The organism is Sessilibacter corallicola, from assembly GCF_021290925.1.
Classification (GTDB): domain Bacteria; phylum Pseudomonadota; class Gammaproteobacteria; order Pseudomonadales; family Cellvibrionaceae; genus Sessilibacter; species Sessilibacter corallicola.
In genome coordinates this window covers 697,406-721,783 of record NZ_JAJSLX010000001.1, presented here as the reverse complement: position 1 = coordinate 721,783, position 24,378 = coordinate 697,406, and the positions used below count along the sequence as shown (strand labels likewise).

Sequence of the window (24,378 nt, the reverse complement as noted above, 5' to 3'; positions counted from 1 at the left end):
ATTTTTATTCAATAAAATGCCGGGGTTGTTCTTTTCTTTTAGTTGTTGTCTTTTATTTTAATTCCGTCAGATTACAGATTTGTTGCACGCAGCTGGTGCGCGGTAATCATTATTGCGGTTTGAATGTTTATTCCTGGGGCAAGAATGTTTCTGATCTAAAAATATATCGGATAAGCCAATTAAGTTGAATTTAAGGTTTTTTTCTTTTTTTGCATGAATTAATGAATAATTTAAAGCAATCGTGAGTTTTATTTTATTTCGAGAATGTTTTTTTTATTTTCTTCAGGTTTTATTTCATTATTTTTATTCGTGGTACGCCCTTTGCTCTCCAGAGTTCCGTGATTCTAGGAAAAATTAAACGTCGAGATATAAATACGACTTTTCAAAATTTACTCAGTTTAATTTCCCTTCTTATAAATAGTTGCCCAATAACAGTGATTAGTATTTCTAATTTGCTCGGGATTTTCAGCTATTCGCACAACTGAATTTAACCTTAGGTGAGAGGCTCTGGAGTTTAGCCATGAAAAATTTTAAATCGAAAGCACTTTCGATGACCATCGCTGCCATATGCGCTGAAGGAATTACACTGTCAAATATCGCTTATGCCCAGGGAGGCTCTGAATTAGAAGAGGTTGTGGTAACCGGTGTGCGTGGTAAGCCACGTTCGGTCTCTGATTCCCCAGTGCCAGTCGATGTGTTCAGCGCGGAAACGATTGAATCGGTATCCTACTCCGATACCAACGATATTCTTCAAACTCTAATTCCTTCTTATTCGTCAGAACGAAGCCCAATTGCAGACGGTGGTACTTTTATTCGACCTGCAAGTTTGCGCGGCTTGCCAACGGATAAAACCTTAGTTCTTGTAAACTCAAAACGTCGTCACCGTGCTTCTCTCGTAGAAATTGGTGGCTCTGGTACTCAAGGTCCTGACGTTGCAACCATTCCTGCTGCGGCAATTAAAAACGTTGAAGTTTTACGTGATGGTGCTGCTGCACAGTACGGCTCTGATGCTATCGCTGGGGTAATTAACTTTATTTTAAAAGATAATGCCGAAGGCGGTTCTATCTCTATTGATACCGGAGAATATTTCGAAGGCGACGGCGATAATTACACCATTTCAGGTAATATCGGTTTACCGTTAGGTGAAAATGGTTTCTTAAGTATTTCGGGTGAATTTGCCGATGCTGACGCAACTTCTCGATCTGAACAATACTGTGAAGAATTTTTCTGTCTAGACGAGTCCAACCCAACCTTCCAAGATTTCATAAACAATCCCGATCCTTTGGTTCAAGAGCGTGTTGCTTTCTTAAGTGACCCAGAATTTTTAGCGGGTGTTGGTGGTGCTTCTTTAGAAGGTGGTGATGTTGTTCAGCCGTGGGGTCAGCCAAATTCTGAATCAACTCGTATTTTCTTTAACGCTGGTTACGACTTAAATGACACCACCGAAGTGTACGGTTTTGGTAACTATTCGGACAGCGAAGCGGACGGCAGCTTCTTCTATCGTTTCCCACTCAACGGTGTATTGAATGACGTTCGTACTGCCGACGGTGAAGTCTTCAATGCGTTAGAAACATTCCCAGGTGGTTTTACACCACGTTTCTTCGGTGAAGTTGAAGATTACTCTTTAGTTGCCGGTATTAAAGGTGAATGGGGATCTGGCTTCTATTATGATTTCAGCACTCGTTACGGCTTTAACGAAATTGAATACACTCTTCGCAACACAGTTAACCCATCGTTAGGCCCAGATAGTCCAACGTCTTTCCGCCCAGGTGCATTAAGTAACGAAGAATTCCAAATCCAAGCGGATTTTGTTAAAGAATTCGACAGTGGTTTAGTGGTTGCTTTTGGTGCAAGCTACTTAGATGAAGAGTACGATGTGCAGCAAGGTGAGCAACTGTCATTTGAAGCTGGTGCCTTTGCCTCTGCTGACCCATTTGGTTTCTGTGATAATGGTGTTGAAACAGCTGCCGGTTTGGCAGTTCAAGCGAATGGTTCTGACCTCAATTGTGCTGATCCAGACGATCCTGTTTTCCAAATTTTGGGTGTCGGTTCTAACGGTTTCCCAGGTTTCTCTCCGCAATTCTCTGAAGTATTTTCTCGTGATTCTTACGGCTTATATCTAGATGTCAGTAAAGACGTAACCGAAAAACTGTTCTTGCAAGGTGCGTTGCGATACGAAGATTACTCAGACTTCGGTGATGAGTTGGTTGGTAAACTAGCACTGCAATACGACATCAACGACACTTGGGGCTTCCGTGCTTCTGTGGGTACAGGTTTCCGTGCACCAACACCGGGTCAGCAAGGTACCACCAACGTTTCTACGCGTTTGCCTAACGGCTTCCCAGTGGCAACGGGTCTGTTCCCAGCTGGCAGCGACGTAGCACAAGCATTGGGTGCGCGTGATCTCGGACCTGAAACCTCTACCAACTTTACCTTTGGTTTCACTGCTAACTTCGACGCCTTAACTCTTACCGTCGATTACTACCGCATCGATATTGAAGATCGTACCTTCGCGGTTTCTACCTTGGATGTGTCTACCGATCCAACCACGGGTGCAGACTTCGAAAACTTCCAGGCGCTGCAAGCCGCTGGTGTTGTCGGTGCTGAATCTATTGGTGGCGTGTTCTACTTCGCTAACGCATTCGACACCATCACCGAAGGTGTGGATATCGTTGCAACTGCTCCGATCACCTGGGGCAATGGTCAAACCACCGATATCACCGCATCGTTTAACTACAACACTTCCGAGTTCGATTCTGATCCAAGTGAATTCTTGAACGCAGAAGATGCCTTCGACTTTGAAAACTTCGATCCTGAAATTCGCGGTACTGTAACGGCGACTCACGGCTTCGGTGAATTCTCATTGTTGGCGCGCGCTAACTTCTACGGAAGTTCTGAAAACTCAAACAACAGTGGCCCAGACGGTTCGCTTGAAGTTCAAGAGTACGACGAAGTGGTTTTCTTTGATTTAGAAGGCACATACCGCATTAATGAAAACCTCAGTGTTTCATTGGGTGGTCGTAACATCTTCGACGAATTCCCAGACGAAGATGAAATCGGCGATTACGGTAACGGTCGAATCTACGCGTCAGACACCATCGTTGATTGGCAAGGCGGTTACTACTATTTGCGTTTGAATGCTGACTTCTAATTCAGTGTCTATGCGTTCATTAATGCATTAGTTCTGCTGTTTAATTGCGGCACACCAAAAATACAGTCACAAATTTTTGTGGCTGTATTTTTATGTATAAATTGAACTTATTCGTTTCCCCAGATGCGGTGTAGATTTTCACAGTGTTATAAATCAAGCGCGCAGTTTTTAATTCTCTGATTGAATGATTTCAATAAAACTATCAAATGGTTGAGTGATAGCCATATTGTTTGCTTAATCGCGTGGTAAAATCGCGGTCTTATAGCAAGTTGTTTTATTGGGTTTTGAGAATGGACTGGAAGATATTTTTAACGATTTTTGTGTCGGTATTCATTGCCGAACTTGGGGATAAAACTCAACTGGCAACCATGCTGTTTGCAGCTGACAAAACTGTCAGTAAGTGGTCGGTTTTTTTGGCAGCGTCGGCCGCACTGGTGCTTTCGTCAGCGATTGGGGTTTTGGTAGGTAGTCTATTATCCACATATATCGATACTAAATACCTGCAGTATTTGGCAGGTGCTGGGTTTATTTTGATAGGTGCTTACACCCTTATTACTGCTTGAATGACTGAATTATTTACTTCGCGAGTCATCCAAAGCTAAATACAACCATCATTATGGTTAGTTAGAACACTTAGAACATAAAAAGGGTGAATTAGTGGTACGAGTAGACACTTCCTTTGGGATTTGCGTACTACAGTAGAGACAAAAATAATGAAACGAAAAAGGATCTCCTAGGTGCGCATTGATGTAAGAAAACACACGGCTCTAAAGCTTCTGATTCCGTTAATCTCTGTGTTTGTACTGACTGCCTGCGAGCAGGCGTCTAAGCCTGGAGCTCCCGGCGGCAAGGGAGGTAAACGACCGCCGTCGTCGGTGGTGCTAGGAACGGTGGAAGAGCGGTTTCTGGTTGATGAGATTGAAGTGATTGGTACCTTGCAGGCGTACGAGTCTGTCACAGTCAGTGCTACGGTCACCGATAATGTTTCGACTGTGAATTTCAGCGATGGTCAGTTTGTTGAGAAAGACGATATTTTGGTCACCTTAACCGACGATGAGCAAAGCGCTGAGCTTGCAGAAGCCAGAGCTAATTTAGACGATTCCTTACGGCGTCTGAATCGATTGGAAAGTATCGGCAAGAATCTCGCTTCTGAATCGGACATTGACCTCGCTCGTTCGGAAGTGGGCGCCAATAGAGGCCGCTTGCAGGCCATTGAAGCGCGCCTTGACGACCGCATTATTCGAGCCCCGTTCTCAGGCGTGCTCGGCTTTCGAGAAGTCAGTGTCGGTGCTCTGGTGACGCCGGGAAGTGAAATTACCACGCTCGATGACATCAAAACCTTAAAGCTCGATTTTACCGTTCCAGAAGTGTATCTCGCCCAGGTTCAGCCGGGAAATTTGGTGGCAGGTAGAACCCCTGCTTGGCCGGATCGTGAGATTTCGGGCCGAGTGGCGACTTTGGGATCGCGAGTCGATCCTGTAACCCGTGCCATCGCGGTTCGAGCGGATATTCCCAACAGCGATTACCAGCTTCGCCCAGGCATGTTGGTGAATGTGACCTTGTATTCGGATCAGTACCTCGGACTCGTCATCACAGAAAGTGCGTTGGTACAGGTGGGCAATCGCTCATCGGTGTATGTGGTCGATGAAGAGAATACTGCTCATCAACAGTCGGTCACCATTATCAAACGTATTCCTGGTCACGTAGTGGTTGGTGATGGTGTTAAAGCGGGAGACCGAGTTGTTATCGACGGTACGCTCAATTTGCGCAACGGCGCCAAAGTAAAAATCATTGACGATGAACATTCTTCGTTTTCAAATTCCAATATTGATGGCGTCGAGTCAGACGGAAAAAGTTAATGAGTCCGTCAGGCGCTGAGCAGGAAAATAGTTAACCCTCAGCGCCAAGTTCCTACTGTGACGGAAGTATCATCAATGTACTTCAGGCGTTAATTTTCGTTGGCTATTCATCGTCTTTTTGGTCATTAGTGCCTTGTCACTCGTTCTTGTATTTATTCAATGTCTCTAAATCCTTGCTGTGCAGCACGGTTATTAATTTAACGAATTAATGGTTTTCTCATGATCCTGTCAGATGTTTGCATAAAACGACCTGTGTTTGCGTCAGTCATTGCTTTGCTTATAGCGGTGTTTGGCGTCTTTTCTTATCAGCAGCTTTCCACTCGTGAGTACCCCGATATTTCACCCGCGCAAATTTCCATTCGAACGGGTTATCCCGGTGCAGCGGCAGACATTGTTGAAAATCGAATTACTCAGGTTATTGAAGACGAAGTCAGTGGTATCGAAGGTATTAAATCCGTTAGCTCGGTGAGTAGAGATGGCAGTTCTTCGATCAATATTGAATTCAATTTAAGTCGGGATATTGATCAGGCCGCTAACGACGTTCGCGATTTTGTTTCGCGTGTGCAACGACGTTTGCCCGAGGACGCCGAAGATCCCATCATCAATAAAGCCGACAGCGACGCCCGACCGATTATTTTCCTGAGTTTATCTTCCGATACTTGGTCAATTATGGAATTGACCGATTACGCCGAACGTTATCTGAAAGATCGTTTTAGTGTTGTGCCCGGTGTGTCGTCGGTCAATATTTACGGCGGTGGTAATCCCTCCATGCGCATATGGGTTGATCGCCATGAACTGGCGGCAAGAAACCTGACCGTTCTCGATTTGGTAGACGCCTTAGAACGCGAAAATGTTGAATTACCGGCGGGACGAATTGAATCGCAAACCCGTGAGTTCCCGGTTCGAATTGCGCGTAATTATCAGTCGCCTGAAGATTTTAGAAATCTTGTGATTCGTCGCGGAGACGACGGTCACTTAGTGCGTTTAGGCGAAGTAGCTCAGGTTAATCTCGATCGAGAAAACTTGCGCCGAATTTTCCTAACCAATGGTTTAGACAGTATGGCCATTGGCATTGTGAAGCAATCCAACGCCAATACCGTTGAAGTGCTGGAAGGCATTCACAAAGAAATCGCGAGAATTCAGGAATCATTGCCTCCGGCGGTTAATATGACTGAATCCGGTGACGCCTCGGAATTTATTCAAGCGGCAATTGACGGTGTGTATTGGACCATTGGCGCCACTGTTATTTTGGTGGCTTTTGTACTTTGGTTATTTTTAGGCAGTTTGAAAGCGTTACTCATTCCGGTGGTGTGTATTCCTTTGAGTTTGCTGGGTTCGTTTATTGCTTTGCAAGCGTTTGGCTTTTCCATCAATTTAATTACCTTACTGGCGATGGTGTTGGCCATTGGCTTGGTGGTCGATGACGCCATTGTTGTATTGGAAAACATTCACCGGCGCGTTGAAAACGGCGAGCCGCCATTAATTGCTGCGCTTTACGGGGCGCGTCAGGTGGGTTTTGCGGTTATCGCAACCACCGTTGTTTTGGTTGCGGTATTTGTGCCGATCAGTTTCTTGGGTGATAACACCGGCCAAATTTTCTCAGAATTGGCCGTGGCTATTTCTGCTGCTGTTATTGCCTCGACGATTCTGGCATTAACCATCGTGCCTATGCTGTGCAGTAAGCTGTTAAAAGCCAACGATAAGCCCATTAAACTTATCCAGTGGATCAGTGATGGCATGGATAAGCTCAGCGTTAAATACGAAAACTCGTTGCACTCATCCATGAAAATTGTTGTGCTGCCGCTGATCTTGTGCGCCATTGCTTTGGGCGCCAGTTATTACTTGTTCCAAACCATCGAACAGGAATACGCGCCCAGTGAAGATCAGGGCACATTAATGGCCTTTATCTCCACCGAACAGGGGACCACCATCGATAAAATGCGCGGGGTGATTGAAGACCTCAATGCACCGTTAATTGATCGCGTAAACGAAGGCGATCTTACCCGTGTGCTATTTATTTCTCCTTCATTTGGTAGCCTGAATCCAACCACAGCGTTTTCCAGAATTTCTTTCACCGACTGGAATGATCGCGACAAATCAGTCTTTGAAGTTCGCCGTGAAGTTATGGGAATTTGGAACAGTATTCCTGGGGTCAGAGCCGGTGTATTCGTACCTAACGGACTGAGTCGTGGTGGTGGTAACACACCCATTGAGTTTGTAATTCAGGGCGACAATTACGAAAACCTGATCGAGTGGCGCGACATCATTATGGCAAAAGCCAATGACAGCGGTTTGTTCACCAGCTTGAATTCCGACTTGCAGGAAACCCAACAACAAGTGCATTTGGAAATTGATAAAAACCGTGCTGCCGCGTTGGGTGTTTCCGTTGCTGCCATTGGTGAAACACTGCAAGCGTTAATGGCGGACCAAGAAGTTTCGCGTTATGTGAAAGATGGTTTGGAGTATCCGGTGATTCTGCAAGTAAAAGCAGAACAACGCGATACCAACGCCGATATCTCAAACACTTACGTTCGCTCGTCAATCAGCGGTGAGCTGATTTCTCTGGCGAACCTAATTACCATTGAAAACAAAGCCGATATCGCTCGACTCGAACGCTACAACCGTTTGCGTGCGGTTACCATTTCTGCAGGACTGGCAGGCGATGTAACTGTTGAAGAAGGTTTGGCATTTTTAGAGCAAAGTGTTCGCGAACATTTACCCTATCAAGCACAAATTGATTACAAAGGTGAATCGTTAGAATTTAAAGAATCCACCAATAATTTGTACTTTGTGTTTGGCTTTGCCTTGCTGATTTTATTTTTGGTTATGGCAGCTCAGTTTGAAAGTTTTGTTCACCCTACGGTTATTATGTTTACGGTGCCTTTGGCCATTGCCGGTGGTTTACTAGGGCTGTATGTGACCAACACAACCTTTAACATTTTCAGTCAAATTGGATTTTTAATGTTAATTGGTATCGCGACTAAAAATGGTATTTTATTGGTTGAGTTTATTAACCAACTGCGCGATGAAGGCCAAGAATTTAAAGACGCTATTGTCCACGCCTGTAAATTACGATTGCGCCCAGTATTAATGACAACCGTGTCCACCATTATGGGCGCGATTCCATTGATTATGGCGATGGGGCCAGGGGCCGCAAGCCGCAATGTTTTGGGTATTGTGGTGTTGTTTGGTGTAGCAATGGCCGCTTTGTTGACTCTGTATGTTGTGCCCGGTTTTTATCAGTTGTTGGCAAGAAAAACCGAATCGCCAGAACACGTTGCTCGTGAGATTGAGCAGCTGCAAAAAATAGAAACAAAGGCTTCTTAATTAGAGATTTTTATAAAATAATAATTAAAATTAAACGTGTGTTTTATTGGATTATCTTTGTATTTACAGCGCCGGTTAGGAAACAAAAATGAAATTTGCATTAAAGTGTTTACCTTTTATTTTCATGTTCGGTTTATCGGCATGTAATGGGACAGATGTTGAAACAGCCGCGGAGCAAACTGCGGCCAGTGTTACAGAGACAAAAACAACAGCGCAATCGCCAACAACAGAAAAATCTCGTGGTCTTATTGCAGACAAGGCTATGGTAGTTTCTGCGCGCATTGAGGCATCTGAAATTGGTTTGCAAGTGCTGCGTGACGGCGGCACGGCTTTTGATGCCATGGTCGCTGTAGAGATGGCACTGGCTGTGGCTTATCCGTTTGCAGGAAGCCCTGGGGGCGGCGGTTTTGTGGTCTATCGTCAGGCCGACGGTAGCGTTGGCGCCTTGGATTTTCGCGAAAAAGCGCCTTTAGCGGCCCACCGCGATATGTATTTAGATGAAAACGGCGATGTGATTTCAGGCATGAGTCGCAAAGGCGCAACCGCAGTGGGTGTGCCGGGAACCATCGCCGGTATTTTTGCCATGCATGAGCGCTTTGGTACGCGCACTATGGCTGAGCTGATGGAGCCAGTTATTGCGCTCGCTGAAAAAGGCGTTGTGGTTACTGAATACCAAAAAGGTCGATTGGATCGATCGCGTCCTTCTATTACCGAAGTCAGTGGTACCGAGTCAAAATTTTCCAAAGAATATCAGGCGGGCGAATTAATTCAGCGACAAGCTCTTGCCGATACACTGAAAAAACTCGTAAAAAACGGTCGTGATGAGTTTTATAAAGGCGAGACCGCAAAGAAAATCGCCGCGTTTATTCAAGAGAAAGGCGGTTTTATTACCGAGGAAGATTTAGCGCAATACCAAGTGGTTTGGCGTGAGCCCGTGCGATTTTCCTATAAAGATTTAAACATTATTTCGATGAGCCCACCGAGCAGTGGCGGAATGACACTGCAACAAATTATGCACATGATTGAACCTTACGATGTGGGTCAGTATGAGCATAATAGTTTGCCAGTAGCGCAAATATTGGTGGAAGCGGAACGTCGCGCTTACGCCGATCGCAACGAATATTTGGGCGATCCCGATTTTGTCACCATTCCGCGTGAACAGTTGACGGATCGCGATTATTTAACCGAGCGCATGTCGAGTTTTAGTTTCGATAAAGCGACCAAGTCTTCCGATATTAGCGCTGGTGAAATTAATTTTGCAGAAAGTTCTGAAACAACCCACTACTCAATTGTTGATTCATACGGTAACGCACTTGCGGCAACCATTACCATCAATGGTGCCTACGGTTCGAAATTATTCAGCGACGAGCTTGGCTTTTTCTTCAATAACGAAATGGACGATTTCAGCGTAAAACCTGGCGTGCCGAATATGTTTGGATTAACCGGAAGCGAAGCCAATAGTATTGCGCCAGGGAAACGCATGCTAAGTTCAATGACGCCAACTATTGTTGAGCGCGACGGTGATTTATTTATGGTGTTGGGGGCGCCGGGCGGATCAACGATTATTACCTCCGTGTTGCAAACCATTTTAAACGTAGTGGAGTTCGATTTTGGTATGCAAGAAGCGGTTAATGCACCAAGATTTCACCACCAGTGGCTTCCCGATATGGTGTTGTTCGAGAAAGAAGGTTTCGACGATGCGTTACTGTCTGGTTTAGAAGACAAAGGATATACCGTCAATCGCGGACGCTCTCGCGTTATCGGCAAGGTTGATGCAATTTTAAAGCTTCCTAATGGTACTTATGAAGGTGGCGCAGACCGACGCGGTGATGACGCTGCCGCAGGATTTTAAGTTTTATTGATTTTTCTACACAATTGAGGGTGCAACTTTGTGCCCTCAATGAGTGTTTCTCCACCGAATTATTCATTCATTGACAACATTATTGATTCCATTTTAACCCACCGAAATTTCTTTCCGCTCTTTCATTTTTTTAAAATGCACAGCTAATCCATCGTGCTTGTGTCTGGTCTCTTTTTCGCATAGTTATTTGCCACTATTTTTTCACCACGTTTACTTCACTGATAAATCAGGGAGTAAGTTACTGTTCTATTTCAGGAGGAATACATGAAGTTCCTGATGGTTTTATTGTTCTCTCTATTTTTTGTCGGTTGTTCCGTTGTTTCGGATAAGACGGATGTCGGTAAAGATCTCGATAGTATTCACCAAGCTATCACCACCATCGATACGCACATTGATGTCCCCGTCACCTTAGGAACCAGTCTCGCGAATTCCAGTGTTTTATCGCCAATGCAGGTAGACATTCCTAAAATGCGAGACGGCGGTTTAGACGTTGGCTTTTTTATTGTTTACGTCGCACAAGGGCCAGTGTCGGATACCGGGTATGTGCAAGCGTATTCTCAAGCACAGCAAAAATTTAATGCCATCGAAAGAATGGTGAGAAAAAATCCCGATAATATGGTGCTTGCCAGAAATCCAGAGGAACTTAAATCGGCGGTTGAAGCGGGTAAACTGGTGGCGGTTGTTGGTGTTGAAAATGCTTTTCCTCTAGGAAATCATTTTGAACATTTACAAGAATTCTACGATCGTGGTGCCCGGTACATTTCTCTCACCCATTTTGGCCACAATCATTTTGCCGACAGCTCCGTTGCAAAAGGGGCGCAAGCAGACGTTGAAGAACCCGTTAACAACGGTTTATCGGATATCGGCCGAGATCTCATCGCTTCGATGAATCGTTTGGGAATCATGGTGGATATTTCCCATACCTCCAAAGAATCGACGTTAGAGGCGGTGGAAGTCTCTCAAGTCCCCGTTATAGCGTCGCACTCCGGCGTTAAAGCCTTGTTTGATCACCCAAGAAACCTAACGGATGAAGAAATTAAGGCCATCGCTGAGCGCGACGGTGTGATTCAGTTGGTCGCGTTTGATAGTTACATGCGAACCGTGACAAAAGAGGAGAAAGCCGAGATTGCCAACATTCGCAAGGCTATGGGATTCGAAGGCAGCGATTGGTACAAGAAGGCAACTCAAGAGCAGTTGCAAGAATTCCGCACCCGTGTTGCCAGTTTGAATGATCGTTGGGTTCGCTCGACCGTAGCCGATTTTGTCGATCAAATCGATTACGTCGCTAAGCTTGTCGGTGTCGAGCACGCCGGTATTGCGTCTGATTTTGGCGGCGGCGGTGGCATTCAGGGTTGGGATGACATCAGTCAAACTCGCGCCATCACCGAAGAACTGCTCAATCGCGGTTATTCTGCCGCAGAAATCGAATTGATATGGAGCGGTAACCTACTGCGGGTGTGGTCGCAAGTCGATGCTTATGCCCAGCGTCGAGTGTCTCAGCTCGCAAATTGATACTGAAATCGCCCGGATTGGAGAGACCTTAAGCGCATAGGGTTCACTAATGCCTGCGACAACGCTAAAATTCGCGTTTTTACTGAATTTAAGAGGCAACAATGGGCAGAGCCTTCCAGAACCGAAAAGAGTCTATGGCGAAAACCTCTGACGCCAAGGCTAAGGTATACAGTAAGTATGGCCGCGAGATTTATGTCTGTGCGAAAGCCGGCGGTGTTGAACCCGACGGTAACCTCGCGTTACGAGGCTTGATCGATCGAGCAAAAAAAGATCAAGTCCCAGGGCATGTAATTGATAAAGCGTTAGATAAAGCCAAAGGCGGTGCGGGCGAGGACTTCTCACCTGCGCGTTACGAAGGCTTTGGTCCCGGTGGTGTGATGGTTATTATCGATTGCTTAACCGATAATCCTAACCGCACCTACGGTGATGTTCGACAATGCTTTACCAAGTGCAAGTGCAAAATTGGTACTCAAGGTACGGTTAGCCACAGTTTCGATCACAGCGGCATTCTTGTGTTCAATGGCGATGAAGACGGTGCACTTGAAATCTTAATGGAAGCGGATGTTGAAGTTTCTGATATCGAAAGTGAAGGCGATAAAATTACCGTCTTTGTTCCGCACACTGAACATTACAAAGCAAAAACGGCATTGATTGATGCGTTAGGCGACATTGATTTTGACGTTGATGAAATTCAATTTGTACCGAGAGACACTGCACCAATTAGTGGCGATGACGTAGAGGTTTTTCAGAAGTTTATTGATATGCTGAACTTCGTCGACGACGTACAGAATGTCTACCACAACGCCGAATACTAAAACCTTTCTTTCAAAAAGCTTTCCTAACTGTTGTTATTAAAATAGGGAAGCTTTTTTTATTTTTCTTCGCTAAATCTTTACTACCTTCTTTGTTTGTCTTTCTAATAGATTGATTTGTTGTTTTTCAGATCGGCTATTTTTCTGTGGTTATAATTTGCTCGTATCGAGTGTGACTACTTTTTTAGTTCACTAAATTAGATTAAACCGTGGATCCTATATCTAAAAAACCGTTTAATTTTAGGGGATAATTCTATTTTATAGAAATAATTCCAGAAAAATTCGACACAGGTATATTAAAAAAATATAAAAGGTCATGTGTTGGCATTAAAACTTTCGTCTGAATTTCCTTCACAATAATTAAATATGATTTTAATTAAGCTCAATAAATTTTGGCGTAAATTGATAATCTAACTTTTTAATATTACAAATTTAAATATTGTTGTCAGTTAATATCTCATCACGCTAAGAAGAAGTTTTTTCAGCAGCAAAAATAAAACTCTTGTTGAAAAAAGCTCACACCTTATCGATTTTATAGATTTAAAAGATGTTCTATGAAAAATATTGTTTGTTTATTTTTTGAGTCATTGTGCTGCAAAATATTCAGGTTGGTACGATCTGTATATTCCTGAAACTTTATATACAGCATCGTCAAGAGCGCGAATACGTCATTACCGTTTGATTTGGATTAATCTAATCATTGGCTGCTTGCTTTAAATCAAATAACTACAAAAGTTTTATTTGATTGTGATCATTTTCTATCATTTACACATAGAATTGCGCGTTCAGTGGATTAGGTCTATTGATTCATGTAGTAATAGTTGTAGTTTCTTTGAGTTTATTAAAATTTTTTCCTAACTTTTCCTTAGTAAATACAATACAATTCACAGCCCAATCGAATCCTATGATTCATTAATGTTCGTGAAACTAATGGTATAAAATTGCTAAATATCAGGCTTTTATTAGATCTTTTTGGGTTTATATAAATTGGAAAATATTACAGGTTAAGAAAAAATTTTTTTTTCTACTAGAATTTAGGCTAATAAATTTCTCATTGCGCTCTTCTGTACGCTACTTTAAATATGACTTAAGGAATTTGGTGTCAGAGTTCGTATTTTTATTGACATTCCCATTTGGTTTTAATTTGGGCTAGATATTAATTATTGGTGGTTGTATGTCCGAGCGAGTGGTTAAAGTATTCGATGAAGGTGGGCATGTTTGCCTATTTATTACAGGATTGGTTGATGGTGAAGGGATTCCGAGCAACCAATTAGTTATTGTTGATCATGGTGAAGCGGCTTTATTTGATCCGGGCGGTGACTTAACTTACACGCCTTTATCGATTGAGTTGAGCAAACATATATCGTTGAAATCTTTAAAGTTAATTTTTGCGTCACACCAAGATCCCGATATTATTTCTTCATTGCCTCGATGGTTAATGCACACCGATTGTCAGGTTGTTACATCGCGCTTGTGGGCTCGATTTTTACCGCATTTAGTGTCGGGTTTTGTTTCAGGTAAAATGAATAAATCTCTCGTTGATCGCATGGTTGAATTGCCAGATAAAGGGGCAATGATCACGCTTGGAAAATCTAAAATTCAGGCTGTACCAGCGCACTTTTTGCATTCAGTGGGTAACTTCCATTTTTACGACCCAATTTCGAAAATCCTTTTTTCAGGCGATGTAGGCGCTGCTGTAACCCCAGGACAAGATCACAAGCCAGTTGAAGACTTTGATGCGCACGTTCCGCTAATGGAAGGCTTCCACCGACGTTACATGGCTTCTAACCGCGCTTGCCGAGCGTGGGTGAATCGAGCACGAGAGCTGGATATTCAAATGATTCTACCTCAGCACGGTAAGCCATTTATGGGTAAAGAACAGGTGGAAAACTTTTTCCGCTGGTTTGAAAACCTTGAGTGCGGTGTTGATTTAATGATGTAACACGCAATGCAACTGCTGGTATTGCAATTTATATCGGCAGTTGCAGTCAAATATTTTATTCTTAGACCTTTGGTTAGTTTTCTTTAGTTTTAATTCCTGGTATGTCTTTCTGACTTTCGCAATATCGTTTGCATATTGCCACTTCCTCTTTTCCATTTATTAACTCACTTTAAAATCTCTACAAATATTTTTGTTGTGCAATTCGTCAGTTATTTTTTACTTTAAATAGGGCTGAAGTCTAATCGGCGTTATTTTTATTTTAATAAAATAAAGAGTTAAACGAATAAGGTGGGAAGATAGCAGTAAATAGTTATTGTAATTATCGCTAAAATGGTTCAGCAAAATTTGTTTGTAGAATGTGTTGAGACGTTATATTAGTCGATAATGATAGCGTGTTCTAAAAGAGAGCTTTTACGATTTTCTGGTCAAGCAGCATTATTGCTGTACGAATCGACATGGAGTCTTGGAGAGGTGAACTGCCGCACTCATTTTGGCCCGTTTTATTATTTTAAGTACGAGCCAAATTAGGGGTGTAAATTGTCGTTTTATTATTTACAGGTCAGGACAAAATTTGTCTTTCAGGATCTTCATGATTCCCTGAATGTCTTTGTCATTGATCGAATAATAAACGGTTTGAGCGACTTTGCGATTTTTAACAAGTCCTTGCTTGCGTAATACCGATAAGTGTTGTGAGAAAGACGACTGGCTCAAATTGAAAGGCTTGTGTAATTCTCCAACATTCATTTCACCATCAGCCAATCGACACAGTATTTGTAACCGGTATTCATTAGCCAAAGATCGCAAAAAGTCGGCAGCTTTTGCAGCATCTTCTTCATGAAGTTGTGGCATTTCCACTTGCATTTCCATCGTAGGGTACCCGCTTTGGTATAAACTAATAGTGTTGTATAACCTACATCGCCACCTGTAGAGACGCAAATTCTGGGATCAGTATTTCGAACTCTACTTTTTACATTGGCGGCTTTAAGTCATTAACTGGCTAAGATACAAAATGTAGGTGTTAGATCTAAAGGCTAACTTTTTTATACCTTTTTGCCTGTTGCAATATTACCACTATTACTAGTTGTTACGTCAATGAAACTATTTGAAATTAGGATGGATTTAATAATTGTATCTCACTCTTAAGAATAAATTTTCGTTATCGTCCAGTTGTGAGAAGAACGTGTTTTCATCCTTTCCTTCAAAAACATTGCCGCCAAAGCTTACATTCCAGTGATCATCGACACGATAGTTGACCGAAGGGCGCCAATAACTGTCAGAATCCGAAGGTGAATAAAATGTAAACAGCGACAATCTCAATTTATCATTTCTACTTCTCCAGCCTAATCTAAGTGTAAGAAGCGTGCGGTTTTCGTTGGGCTCGATCGTTGGGTTAAAACTGGATTCAACCAGCTGATTGTATTTTAGTGTGCGTTCCAAATAAATTTGGGTAGACGCGGTTAACCGTTCCCGTAACTCTTGTTCGTAGCCTATGAGAAATCTAAATTGACTGTTAGAGATCAGCGGGTCGTTACCTTCTTTGTCATCAAGACTATTTAGGTAAGAGGTTTCTAAATTAATCAGACCGTCACCCGCTTGGCCTCTGACCGAGAAGCCTAAGCTTTGAAGGCGAGAAAACTCTAACTCACCTCGTTCAGAAAATCCGTTAGGGCTTTTAAAATAACCTCGATAAAAATAACCCCCAAGCTCGTAACTATTTATGGTTTTAAAAAGCCGGATCGCGAATTCGGAATTGTCCGGCTCATTGGCTTCTAAATTTGGTGCGGAGATTGAGTTTGATAAAGGGTTGAAAAAAGAATAATAGTCACCCCTTACATAATTATCGGGCTCGAATTTAGGAACCCAAACAAAATCTGTATTAATTATTGAAGAGTATAAAGACAACTTAACCGCATTTGACGATGCTTTCAAGTATTCATCGTCACGACCTGAGAAAAAAGATTGCCAATCTTTAGGGAAAAAATCGTTTAAAAATAAAAAATCTCCCGTTCCCCAGGTTAACACCTGGCGACCAACTTTTAAGTCAGTTTGTTTCCAAGAATAGTCTAGTCGAAGTTCTCTAAAATTTCCGCGCCAGTCGTCTAAAACTCCGTCGTAGTAAATATCTCCTTTAGAGACAATATTTACTGAATAGATGTCTAATTTTGTTTCTAGACGCAGACGTATGTCTTCTATACTGGTTTTTTTATGAAACTCTGAATTTGAAAGCCTGCTGCCATACAGTGTTTCTGTGAAACCAGAAAACGACGCAACATTTATGTTTTTTGTTGAATTATAAGTGTCTTCACCCCAATCATCATCCCATACTGAATCAAAGCTTTCGTTATCTGCTGTGTTTTCTTGAGCGTAAGAAAACTGTGCAGCCATGTTAAAAAATAGCGTCCCTGCTATGCCAATGACTAATGTGATTCTGGGCATCGATCTAGCCTTTAATTTTTAACCAACGACGTGGTGGTGTTCTAAGGCTTCTCTCTGAAAAAAGCGTTTCTGGTAAACCGAGGTCATACTCAACGAAACGAAATTGCATTTCGGTTGCGCCGCCATTTAATAAGTCTTCTACTCGGGAATGAAGAACGGTTGGGTGGCCATCAATATTTTCGATTTTAAGTGACTCGACTCGACGATAAAGACGATCTTTAGCATCGTAAAATTCGATCTTTCTCGGCAACATTGATGATTTTTCGATATTCACAATATAATGAGTGAACTCCACCGAAGATAAATTTTTTGGAACCGCTTTGATGGTATAAAACTCGTCGTTTTCTTCGAGTAATTCGAAATAATCTTCTTCGGTATTACGGCCGGAAACATCTTCATAAAAAAAGTGCGAACCAACAAACGAGGTGCGTTTATCTCCGGCGGAAATTCGTTTAACCAAGTCTAGGCCGGGTAAATACAACCAGCGGTCGTCATCTTGAGTGGTGTGTTTTAGCACCCGAAATACCGTATCGCGAACATCTGATGGGCGCGAGAAAAATACCATTAAGTTTTGGTCGCCGCGATCTTCGACATCTTGGCGTAAAATCGTAAATTGACGTATTTGCTTTTGACCGTTTCCGTCTGTAATGATCATTCTTGCCAGGCTGCGGCCGTCATTACCTGCGTAATAGGACGCCATTTCTGCCTGTTGCACAATGGATCTGGCATGTTCGTCATCGACTTGTGCAACCGCGCTTTGCGCTGCGGCTAACACACTCAAAATAACACATTGTGTAATTTTTTTAAGTTTCACAAAAATGCCCTCAATTAAAAACTCGTTTATGAAAAGGTTTCAATACGCTTGGAATCATAATTAATGTAGCGACAGCTGAAATTGCCATAATGCTTGCCAATAAAACGCCTACCGTGATGTAGGGAACCAACGGTGCAAACAGCAATGGGGTAAATCCAATGGCAATAACGATGGCGTTTCGGGTAATTGCTCGACCCGGTTCTTCGAACATAGCTTTTATCGCTAAATTCCAGTTGTCTAGTTGACGATAATTAACTCTGAGTCGCTCGATAAAGTGGATGGCGAAATCCACCGAGATTCCCAATGTCAGCGCTGATAAAACGGCAATGGGCATGTCGTAGTCTTTGCCGATGATACCGATGATTCCATAGATAAATGCGATGGAAAGTGACAGCGGTAGCATCGCTACTGCACCGAATACAAAAGAGCGGAACAGTAATGCCATGATTAAAAAGACAAGAATGAACGCACCGGATAAGCTGTCAAACATTCCCGCGACCATTTTTTCTTGCCAAATTAGGTTTAGGTAAGCTTTACCTGCCCAGTGGTAATCCATACCTGCGGGCAATGGGTTCGCAGCAATGTATTCATCAACTTTATTGATGACCTGTTGCATGTCTTTATTGTCGCCGCTCGTTAATTGCAACCAAACCAGAGATTGGCTGTAATCGCGAGTTACAAAGTGCCATAAATCTTGTGGTCGATGAGAGGATTGATACTGCAATAGAGTCTGTGCCACTGCCGGATTGGAGTTAGGCAAGCGGAAGTCTTCAGACGAGCCAGAATGTAACTCTCGGTTCACTGTTTTAACAATGTCGCTGAGACTGTTTGACTTGCCCACCAAACCCGTGGTGTTTAAATACTCCTGCAAATCGGCAATGTAAGAAAGATTGCTGGGATTTAGAAAGGGTTTGGTATTTTCTAAAAACTCTTCTAATTGTAAGGCGAAGTCTTGTGAAAGTTTCAGTTGTTCCTCGGATATATCTAAGAAACTAAAATCCTCCAGAGCAAATAACGTATCGTCGACGGTTGATGTTAAATTTGAATCTGGTTTTTCGAGATTATTAACAAATTCATCGAGAATATTTTTAAATTCACTTTGTAAGGTGTGCTTGCTCTCAAAATCTGACGTAATGTTAATTAATGCTTGGGTATGGTTTTTAGGTTGCTCTAACACAATGTACGCATCGTAGGTTCCGGCAAAATGGTGATTTAGTACCTGGTCTGCAATACGAATTTGGTGATCGGGCTTAAACCATCGAACGGGGTTATCGTTAATTTCGATCTTACTGATGCCGTAGGCCGAAATTCCCGAAATAGCGATAAATACCAAGTACCAAATTTTCGTGTTTGAATTTGCAATCTGACCAAATCTGCGCACTGAACCTGCGATTTTTGAATCTTCTGAGTCGGGATTAATTTCAATCAGTTTCTCTAAGTTTTTGCTGTTTAACTGGCTGATGTAAGCCGGCAAGAAAATGATGGTTAAGGCGAATGCCAATAATATGCCTGTGCCAACAAATGCTCCAAATATTTGTACAGGCGGGATTGGCGTTAGCAATAAAGAGTAGAAACCAATTGACGATGTGATGGACGTGAACAACATGGGTTGAAACAATCGCCCAACAACTTCAGACAATACTTCTTTTACGTCTGAGTCTTTTTTGTAGTTGTCGGAAAATTCCGATAAAAAATGCACCGAGTCGACCACGGCGATTGGCATTAAGAAGATGGCAATCATCGAAGACATAATGTGTACGGTGAAACCAAAGGCGATTAGCGTACCCATTGTGATGATTACCGTCGCCATGGCAATAATCATCGGCGCGGTAATAAAGGGAATATTTCTGAAAAATACCCACAGTAGAATGAATATCACCAAGCCTGCTAGAGGCGCTGAAATGCCCATTTGCACAAACATTTCATGGCCGAACTGATCCTCTGCAACCGGTAAACCGGTTATGTGCCATTGGTCGTTATCGAGTGAATCGCTTTCTAGGGAATCGATGTACCGGCGAATTTCATTCGCGGTTTTAAAGCTGGTGTTCTTATCGATTAAAGGAACATAGATTGTCGCTGCTTTTTCGTCGATAGATACAATAGTGTTGCGAAGAAAAGGCAGTCGTGAAACTTGAGAGCGAATCTGTTGGGCTCGCTCATCGGATTGTGGCGGCGTTTTCATCATCCATTCGAACTGAATGGTGCCTGGCTCTTTTTGAGAGATGTTATCAACGGTGGCGAGAGATAAAATATCTTGATGAACGACACTGTCGAGCCCGTCAATAAATTCTGTCACTTTGACGAGTTTTGCGAGTGTTTTAGGGTGGTAAATTGAATCTGGATTAACAATACCGATGACAAGAGAGTCGTGTAATGCGAATGTCTCTTTCACTTGGTTATGATACTGACGATCTAAGTCTGTTGTGGGCAACATGTTCTCAGGATCAGTATCCGTTTGTATTTTAGGGAATTGGATAGCAGCTGTGGCGACAACGGCGAGCAGTACCCAGAATACCCATTTGCGGTTATTGATAAAGAAATGGCAGAGAGCGTCAGTATTAATCATTTTTAAATTCGTTTTAATCTAAATTAGATAAAAACGATTATAGGGTTGAAATTATCATCTGTCACTAGTTTGTTGAATTTTTATCAATGCAACAGAAAGTGGCTAAACATGACTGATAAATGAACAATTAATAAAACAGATGAACGTTGGAATGATTCACCTGTAGAAGGCAAATGGATGTTGGTATGGCTGCGGAAAGTTGTTGCGTGGGAATACGCTGGCAGAGTCTCTCTCGGGCGATTGAAGAAAGGTCATTGAAGAAGGATCATTGCAGAAGAGCCATTAAAGAATGGCTAGTGCAGAGCCGTCAGAGTGTAATTGCTATAACGTGACCACTATAAATACGTGACTATTATAAATACATGACTCTTATAAATACATGACTCTTATAAGTAGTCGCTATGTAGGCAAGCAGAAGGTTCGGAAGTTAAATAGAAGGGTCGACTTAGATAGTGCGGTTAGAATATGAGAGCTATTAGATTACACGATGCTGGGTAATCTAATAGTTCTTATTGATGGCGTGGTGCCGGGTGTAAAAAGCGGGCTAGTGAGCCTTTTTCTTTGCTCGGTGGGCGGCAGCCTTGGCGCGATTTCCACAAACCGACATTGAGCACCAGCGACGTTTGTGGTTTTTACTGATATCCAAAAACCAAAGTGTGCAGGTTGGGCCTTCACAGTTTTTGACGAGCGTGAAATCGGCTGAACAAACGAATTTGCCCATTTCCGCGGCAATTGCCGATAAAAGGTCATCGGATTTGTGCCAGCGTCGCAATTCATGCCAGTGGAATTTGGTACCAAGCTCTTCGTCTTCAATAATGCCTATTTGACGATATAAATGATCGCCGCTGAGCAAATCGTTTAATGGCTTGAGCTCTTTTAGAGCATTTTTATTAACGGGTTTTCCAGCATGAGTTGTCACAAAGCTGCGGAACCATTCGCGCATATTTCTAGCGCGTTCGGCGGCTTCGTCAAGTTGTTCGCGCGACAATTTTGCGTAAATTTGGTCGCGTTCTTGTTTTTCGATTAATTCTGCGTGAATGAGCCATTCCACAAGGTCATCACCATTCTCAATCCACTCAATATCTTCTCCCCACGGAGCACAAATGGAGTTGAGAAAATCAAGGGCGGGATTGTCGGCAATTAGAAATGGATCAGGGCGTTGGGCTACAGTCAAAACGCTATCCTCTAAATTATGTCATCTGGTAAACATAACCCGTAAATTTAATATTGACAAGTTATCTTTTTTCTAGCTAACCTATGAACAGTTATTACAACGGTTACCAGCACATGTTCGCCCTTTTATGAAAAATGGGTGCGAAGGTGTGCGTTTTATTAGTGCATAACCCTAAATTATTGAAAATCCTCTCATTGGAGAATTCAAACCATGACTAAGTTGTTGCATATCATTGCGTCTCCTCGCTCTGAGTCATCTCAATCTAACGCTGTTGCTGACGCATACGTTGCTGCTCGCAAAGCAAACGATCCAAGCCTAGAAGTTGAAGTTCTTGATCTTTGGAACTGTGATTTACCTGAATTCGACGGTGATAAAGCTGCTGCCAAAATGACCTTCTTCGGTGTTGGCGAGATGGACGGACCACGTCAATCAGCGTGGGACAAAGTTGTTGAAGTGACTCAAAACTTCATGGCTGCTGACGAGTACGTTTTCGCAGTTCCAATGTGGAACGGCGGCATCCCTTACAAACTAAAGCAATACATCGACGTTATCACTCAACCAGGTATGTTGTTCGGTTTCAGCCCAGAAGACGGTTACTCTGGTTTGCTTGAAAACAAAAAAGCAACTGTTGTTTACACCGCTGGTGTATTCGCTCCTGGCGTTGATCCAAAATTCGGTACTGACTACCAATCAACTTACCTTAACTGGTGGTTGAATGTTGTTGGTATTACCGATGTTAACGCTCTTCGCTTCCAGCCTTCTTTGTTGACTGCTGATCCTCAAGGCGACCAAGCACAAGCAATTGAGCGCGCTAAAGAATTAGCTGCATCTTAATTGCCTTAGAATACAGATAACGTCTGAATTCTAAAAAACATCAAAACCCCTTCGTGCTTAATGGTGCGTTGGGGTTTTTGTTTATTTGTGGTCCTGTTAAACGTTAATTCTTCTATTCATACAATAGCTTTTTGTCTGCAGCAATCATCTCTTCAGAAACACACTGTTTTAAAAGATTAAACAGTCAGAGGTATTTTGCGCCGCCTCATCTACTGGTTTCTTGCCTTAATGTTTTAATATTTTTTATTGAAAAATTTGATGGCTTTCACAAAATTGTTCATTGTAGAGGCAAGGTTGTTTTTGATTGTTACCTTTATCGTGCAGCCAATACGTGTGATGTGTGGTTATACTTCTGCGATTGGCGGTAGAGAATGGAAAAAAGGCGAGCCAATAAAGCTCTGGTTAAAGAGCTTTATTGTGTGTGGGAAATAGTGTTGGCAAAGTTGGAATAAAAATAAATAAAAGTAAAAACCAGTGTCGCTGCTGTATGAATTTAGGTGCCACAAAATGTTCTAAAAATAGTTTCGTTCGCTTCTGGCGCCGCGGCAAATTGAGCTAATTCAGTTTTATAAGTAAAAGGCTCTTCTAGCAGATCAACTAAAGTATTAAAAAGGGAGAAATCGTTCTGATCAACGGCTTGATCAATTGCCTGATTGACCTGGTGATTTCGAGGAATATACGCGGGATTTATTGTGCGTATGGTTTCAATTGCCGTATTCGCTGCGATACCTTCTGATGACAACGCATCCAACCATCCTTGTACCCACTGTTTTGCCTTCAATGTGAGCGCAGATGTGTCATAAGCGCTTTCAAAGTTTTCAGTAGCATCACTGTGTTCAATGAGTAGGTTCGCAAGTGCTCGAAATGTATTGGTGAAATCCAGCTTTTCTTTCTCCATGATTCCAAGCAGATTATTCACCAGCTGGTTTGAGTTGTCGCTCGCAGTATTAAAACCAAGCTTACGTGCGAACAAGGCTTGGTATTCATTCTGGTAAATTTCTTCAAACTCATCCAATGCCGATAACGCGAGTTTTACGGCGTGTTCTTCATTGGTGTCAATTAACGGCAGCAGTGCTTGCGCTAACCAGCTGACGTTCCACTTTGCGATTTTGGGTTGATTGCAGTACGCGTATCGGCCGTGGTGATCAATGGAGCTAAAGACTTTGTTGTGCCTGTACTGATCCATAAACGCACAGGGGCCATAATCCACCGTCTCGCCGCTTAAAAGCATGTTGTCTGTGTTCATCACACCGTGGATAAACCCCAATGACATCCATTTGGCAATGAGTTTGGCTTGCCTGCGAACAACCAAGCTCAGTAGGCCCAAATAGGGGTTGTCTGGGAACTCGGTTTGTACGTCGGTTTGGTAATGACGATGGATAACAAAATCCGCCAATGATTGAATGTCATTGAGCTGTTGACGGGCGGTAAAGTACTGAAAGGTGCCAATCCTGATATGGCTTTGGGCAACCCGCGTTAAAATACCTCCGGGCAGCAATAAATCACGGGTCACTGTCTCCCCGGTAGATACCGCTGCAAGCGCGCGCGTGGTGGGTACCGCCAAGGAGTGCATGGCTTCACTGACAATGTACTCTCGCAATACGGGACCAATCGGTGAGCGGCCGTCTCCCATTCTCGAATACGGCGTAGGGCCCGAACCTTTGAGCTGTATGTCGTAGAGTTTATTGTCTTTGGCGAGTATTTCGCCCAATAACAACGCTCTGCCGTCACCAAGTTGCGGGTTCCAGTTGCCAAATTGATGCCCGGCGTAAACCGTGGCCAGTGATGAGGCGTGAGAAAGTGTTTTATTGCCGGAAAAAATTTCCAGATTTTCCGGAGTATTCAGCTGATTAACGTCTAAATTGAGAAATTCTGATAGCGTTTGGTTGAGCCGAATAAGATTAGGCTGAGCAACAGGTGTTGGAGAAACGCGCGTGTAAAAGTTTTCTCCCAGAACAAGATAGCTGTGTGGTTTTAATTCACTGTTAAGTGTGTGCTTATTGCTAACTGGATCCTGAATGCTCATTTTTAAAAGCCTGATTAATACAATAGATTATTGATTGTATCCAAAACCCTAATAAAACACATCC

At 42.9% G+C, this 24,378-nt stretch carries 16 protein-coding genes; 10 read left to right on the top strand and 6 right to left on the bottom strand.

Going from position 1 to position 24,378, the window contains the following annotated elements; genetic code table 11:
- Window positions 1-520 precede the first annotated feature (520 nt).
- From LU361_RS02945 to LU361_RS02910, 8 genes are all read left to right on the top strand, one after another.
- Window positions 521-3,151 carry a TonB-dependent receptor plug domain-containing protein gene (locus LU361_RS02945; RefSeq protein WP_233086821.1) on the top strand — a complete coding sequence of 877 codons (2,631 nt, stop codon included), beginning with the start codon at window positions 521-523 and terminating at the stop codon, window positions 3,149-3,151.
- A 290-nt stretch (window positions 3,152-3,441) separates the two neighbouring features.
- Window positions 3,442-3,714: a TMEM165/GDT1 family protein gene (locus LU361_RS02940; RefSeq protein ID WP_233086820.1), complete on the top strand. Its 273-nt coding sequence runs from the start codon at window positions 3,442-3,444 to the stop codon at window positions 3,712-3,714.
- A 174-nt stretch (window positions 3,715-3,888) separates the two neighbouring features.
- Complete coding sequence (locus LU361_RS02935) at window positions 3,889-5,010, top strand: efflux RND transporter periplasmic adaptor subunit (protein ID WP_233086819.1); 1,122 nt, start codon at window positions 3,889-3,891, stop codon at window positions 5,008-5,010.
- Window positions 5,011-5,229: 219 nt separating this feature from the next.
- Window positions 5,230-8,337, top strand: a complete 3,108-nt coding sequence (locus LU361_RS02930) for an efflux RND transporter permease subunit (RefSeq protein WP_233086818.1) — start codon at window positions 5,230-5,232, stop codon at window positions 8,335-8,337.
- Between the two features lie 88 nt (window positions 8,338-8,425).
- Complete coding sequence (gene ggt, locus LU361_RS02925) at window positions 8,426-10,189, top strand: gamma-glutamyltransferase (protein WP_233086817.1); 1,764 nt, start codon at window positions 8,426-8,428, stop codon at window positions 10,187-10,189.
- 273 nt (window positions 10,190-10,462) lie between these two features.
- Window positions 10,463-11,710 (top strand): dipeptidase, encoded by a 1,248-nt coding sequence (locus tag LU361_RS02920; protein ID WP_233086816.1) that lies wholly within the window; start codon window positions 10,463-10,465, stop codon window positions 11,708-11,710.
- Between the two features lie 101 nt (window positions 11,711-11,811).
- Window positions 11,812-12,525, top strand: coding sequence for a YebC/PmpR family DNA-binding transcriptional regulator (locus LU361_RS02915; RefSeq protein ID WP_233086815.1), 714 nt, complete (start codon window positions 11,812-11,814; stop codon window positions 12,523-12,525).
- A 1,171-nt stretch (window positions 12,526-13,696) separates the two neighbouring features.
- A complete protein-coding gene (locus LU361_RS02910; RefSeq protein ID WP_233086814.1) occupies window positions 13,697-14,464 on the top strand; it encodes an oxygen-binding di-iron domain-containing protein in 768 nt (255 codons plus the stop codon).
- 552 nt (window positions 14,465-15,016) lie between these two features.
- Here LU361_RS02910 and LU361_RS02905 read toward each other — a convergent pair.
- The 4 genes from LU361_RS02905 to LU361_RS02890 all read right to left on the bottom strand — a co-directional run bounded on the left by LU361_RS02905 (window position 15,017) and on the right by LU361_RS02890 (window position 20,280).
- Complete coding sequence (locus LU361_RS02905) at window positions 15,017-15,331, bottom strand: ArsR/SmtB family transcription factor (protein ID WP_233086813.1); 315 nt, start codon at window positions 15,329-15,331, stop codon at window positions 15,017-15,019.
- Between the two features lie 252 nt (window positions 15,332-15,583).
- Window positions 15,584-16,900, bottom strand: coding sequence for a hypothetical protein (locus LU361_RS02900; protein WP_233086812.1), 1,317 nt, complete (start codon window positions 16,898-16,900; stop codon window positions 15,584-15,586).
- Between the two features lie 4 nt (window positions 16,901-16,904).
- Window positions 16,905-17,714, bottom strand: a complete 810-nt coding sequence (locus tag LU361_RS02895; protein ID WP_233086811.1) for an outer membrane lipoprotein-sorting protein — start codon at window positions 17,712-17,714, stop codon at window positions 16,905-16,907.
- A gap of 10 nt (window positions 17,715-17,724) precedes the next feature.
- Window positions 17,725-20,280 carry an efflux RND transporter permease subunit gene (locus LU361_RS02890; RefSeq protein ID WP_233086810.1) on the bottom strand — a complete coding sequence of 852 codons (2,556 nt, stop codon included), beginning with the start codon at window positions 20,278-20,280 and terminating at the stop codon, window positions 17,725-17,727.
- A 289-nt stretch (window positions 20,281-20,569) separates the two neighbouring features.
- Between LU361_RS02890 and LU361_RS20275 the strand changes: the two genes are divergently transcribed.
- Window positions 20,570-20,629, top strand: a complete 60-nt coding sequence (locus LU361_RS20275) for a hypothetical protein (RefSeq protein WP_350337997.1) — start codon at window positions 20,570-20,572, stop codon at window positions 20,627-20,629.
- Window positions 20,630-20,824: 195 nt separating this feature from the next.
- Here the strand turns inward: LU361_RS20275 and LU361_RS02885 are convergent, their stop codons facing one another.
- The gene (locus LU361_RS02885; RefSeq protein ID WP_233086809.1) at window positions 20,825-21,454 is read right to left on the bottom strand and encodes a CGNR zinc finger domain-containing protein; all 630 of its coding nucleotides are present in this window, start codon (window positions 21,452-21,454) and stop codon (window positions 20,825-20,827) included.
- Between the two features lie 210 nt (window positions 21,455-21,664).
- On the opposite strand from LU361_RS02885, the gene LU361_RS02880 reads away from it, so the two are divergent.
- Entirely contained in the window at window positions 21,665-22,288 is a 624-nt protein-coding gene (locus tag LU361_RS02880) for an FMN-dependent NADH-azoreductase (protein ID WP_233086808.1), read from the top strand.
- A 493-nt stretch (window positions 22,289-22,781) separates the two neighbouring features.
- Here the strand turns inward: LU361_RS02880 and LU361_RS02875 are convergent, their stop codons facing one another.
- Entirely contained in the window at window positions 22,782-24,314 is a 1,533-nt protein-coding gene (locus LU361_RS02875) for a protein adenylyltransferase SelO (protein WP_233086807.1), read from the bottom strand.
- Window positions 24,315-24,378: the final 64 nt, after the last annotated feature.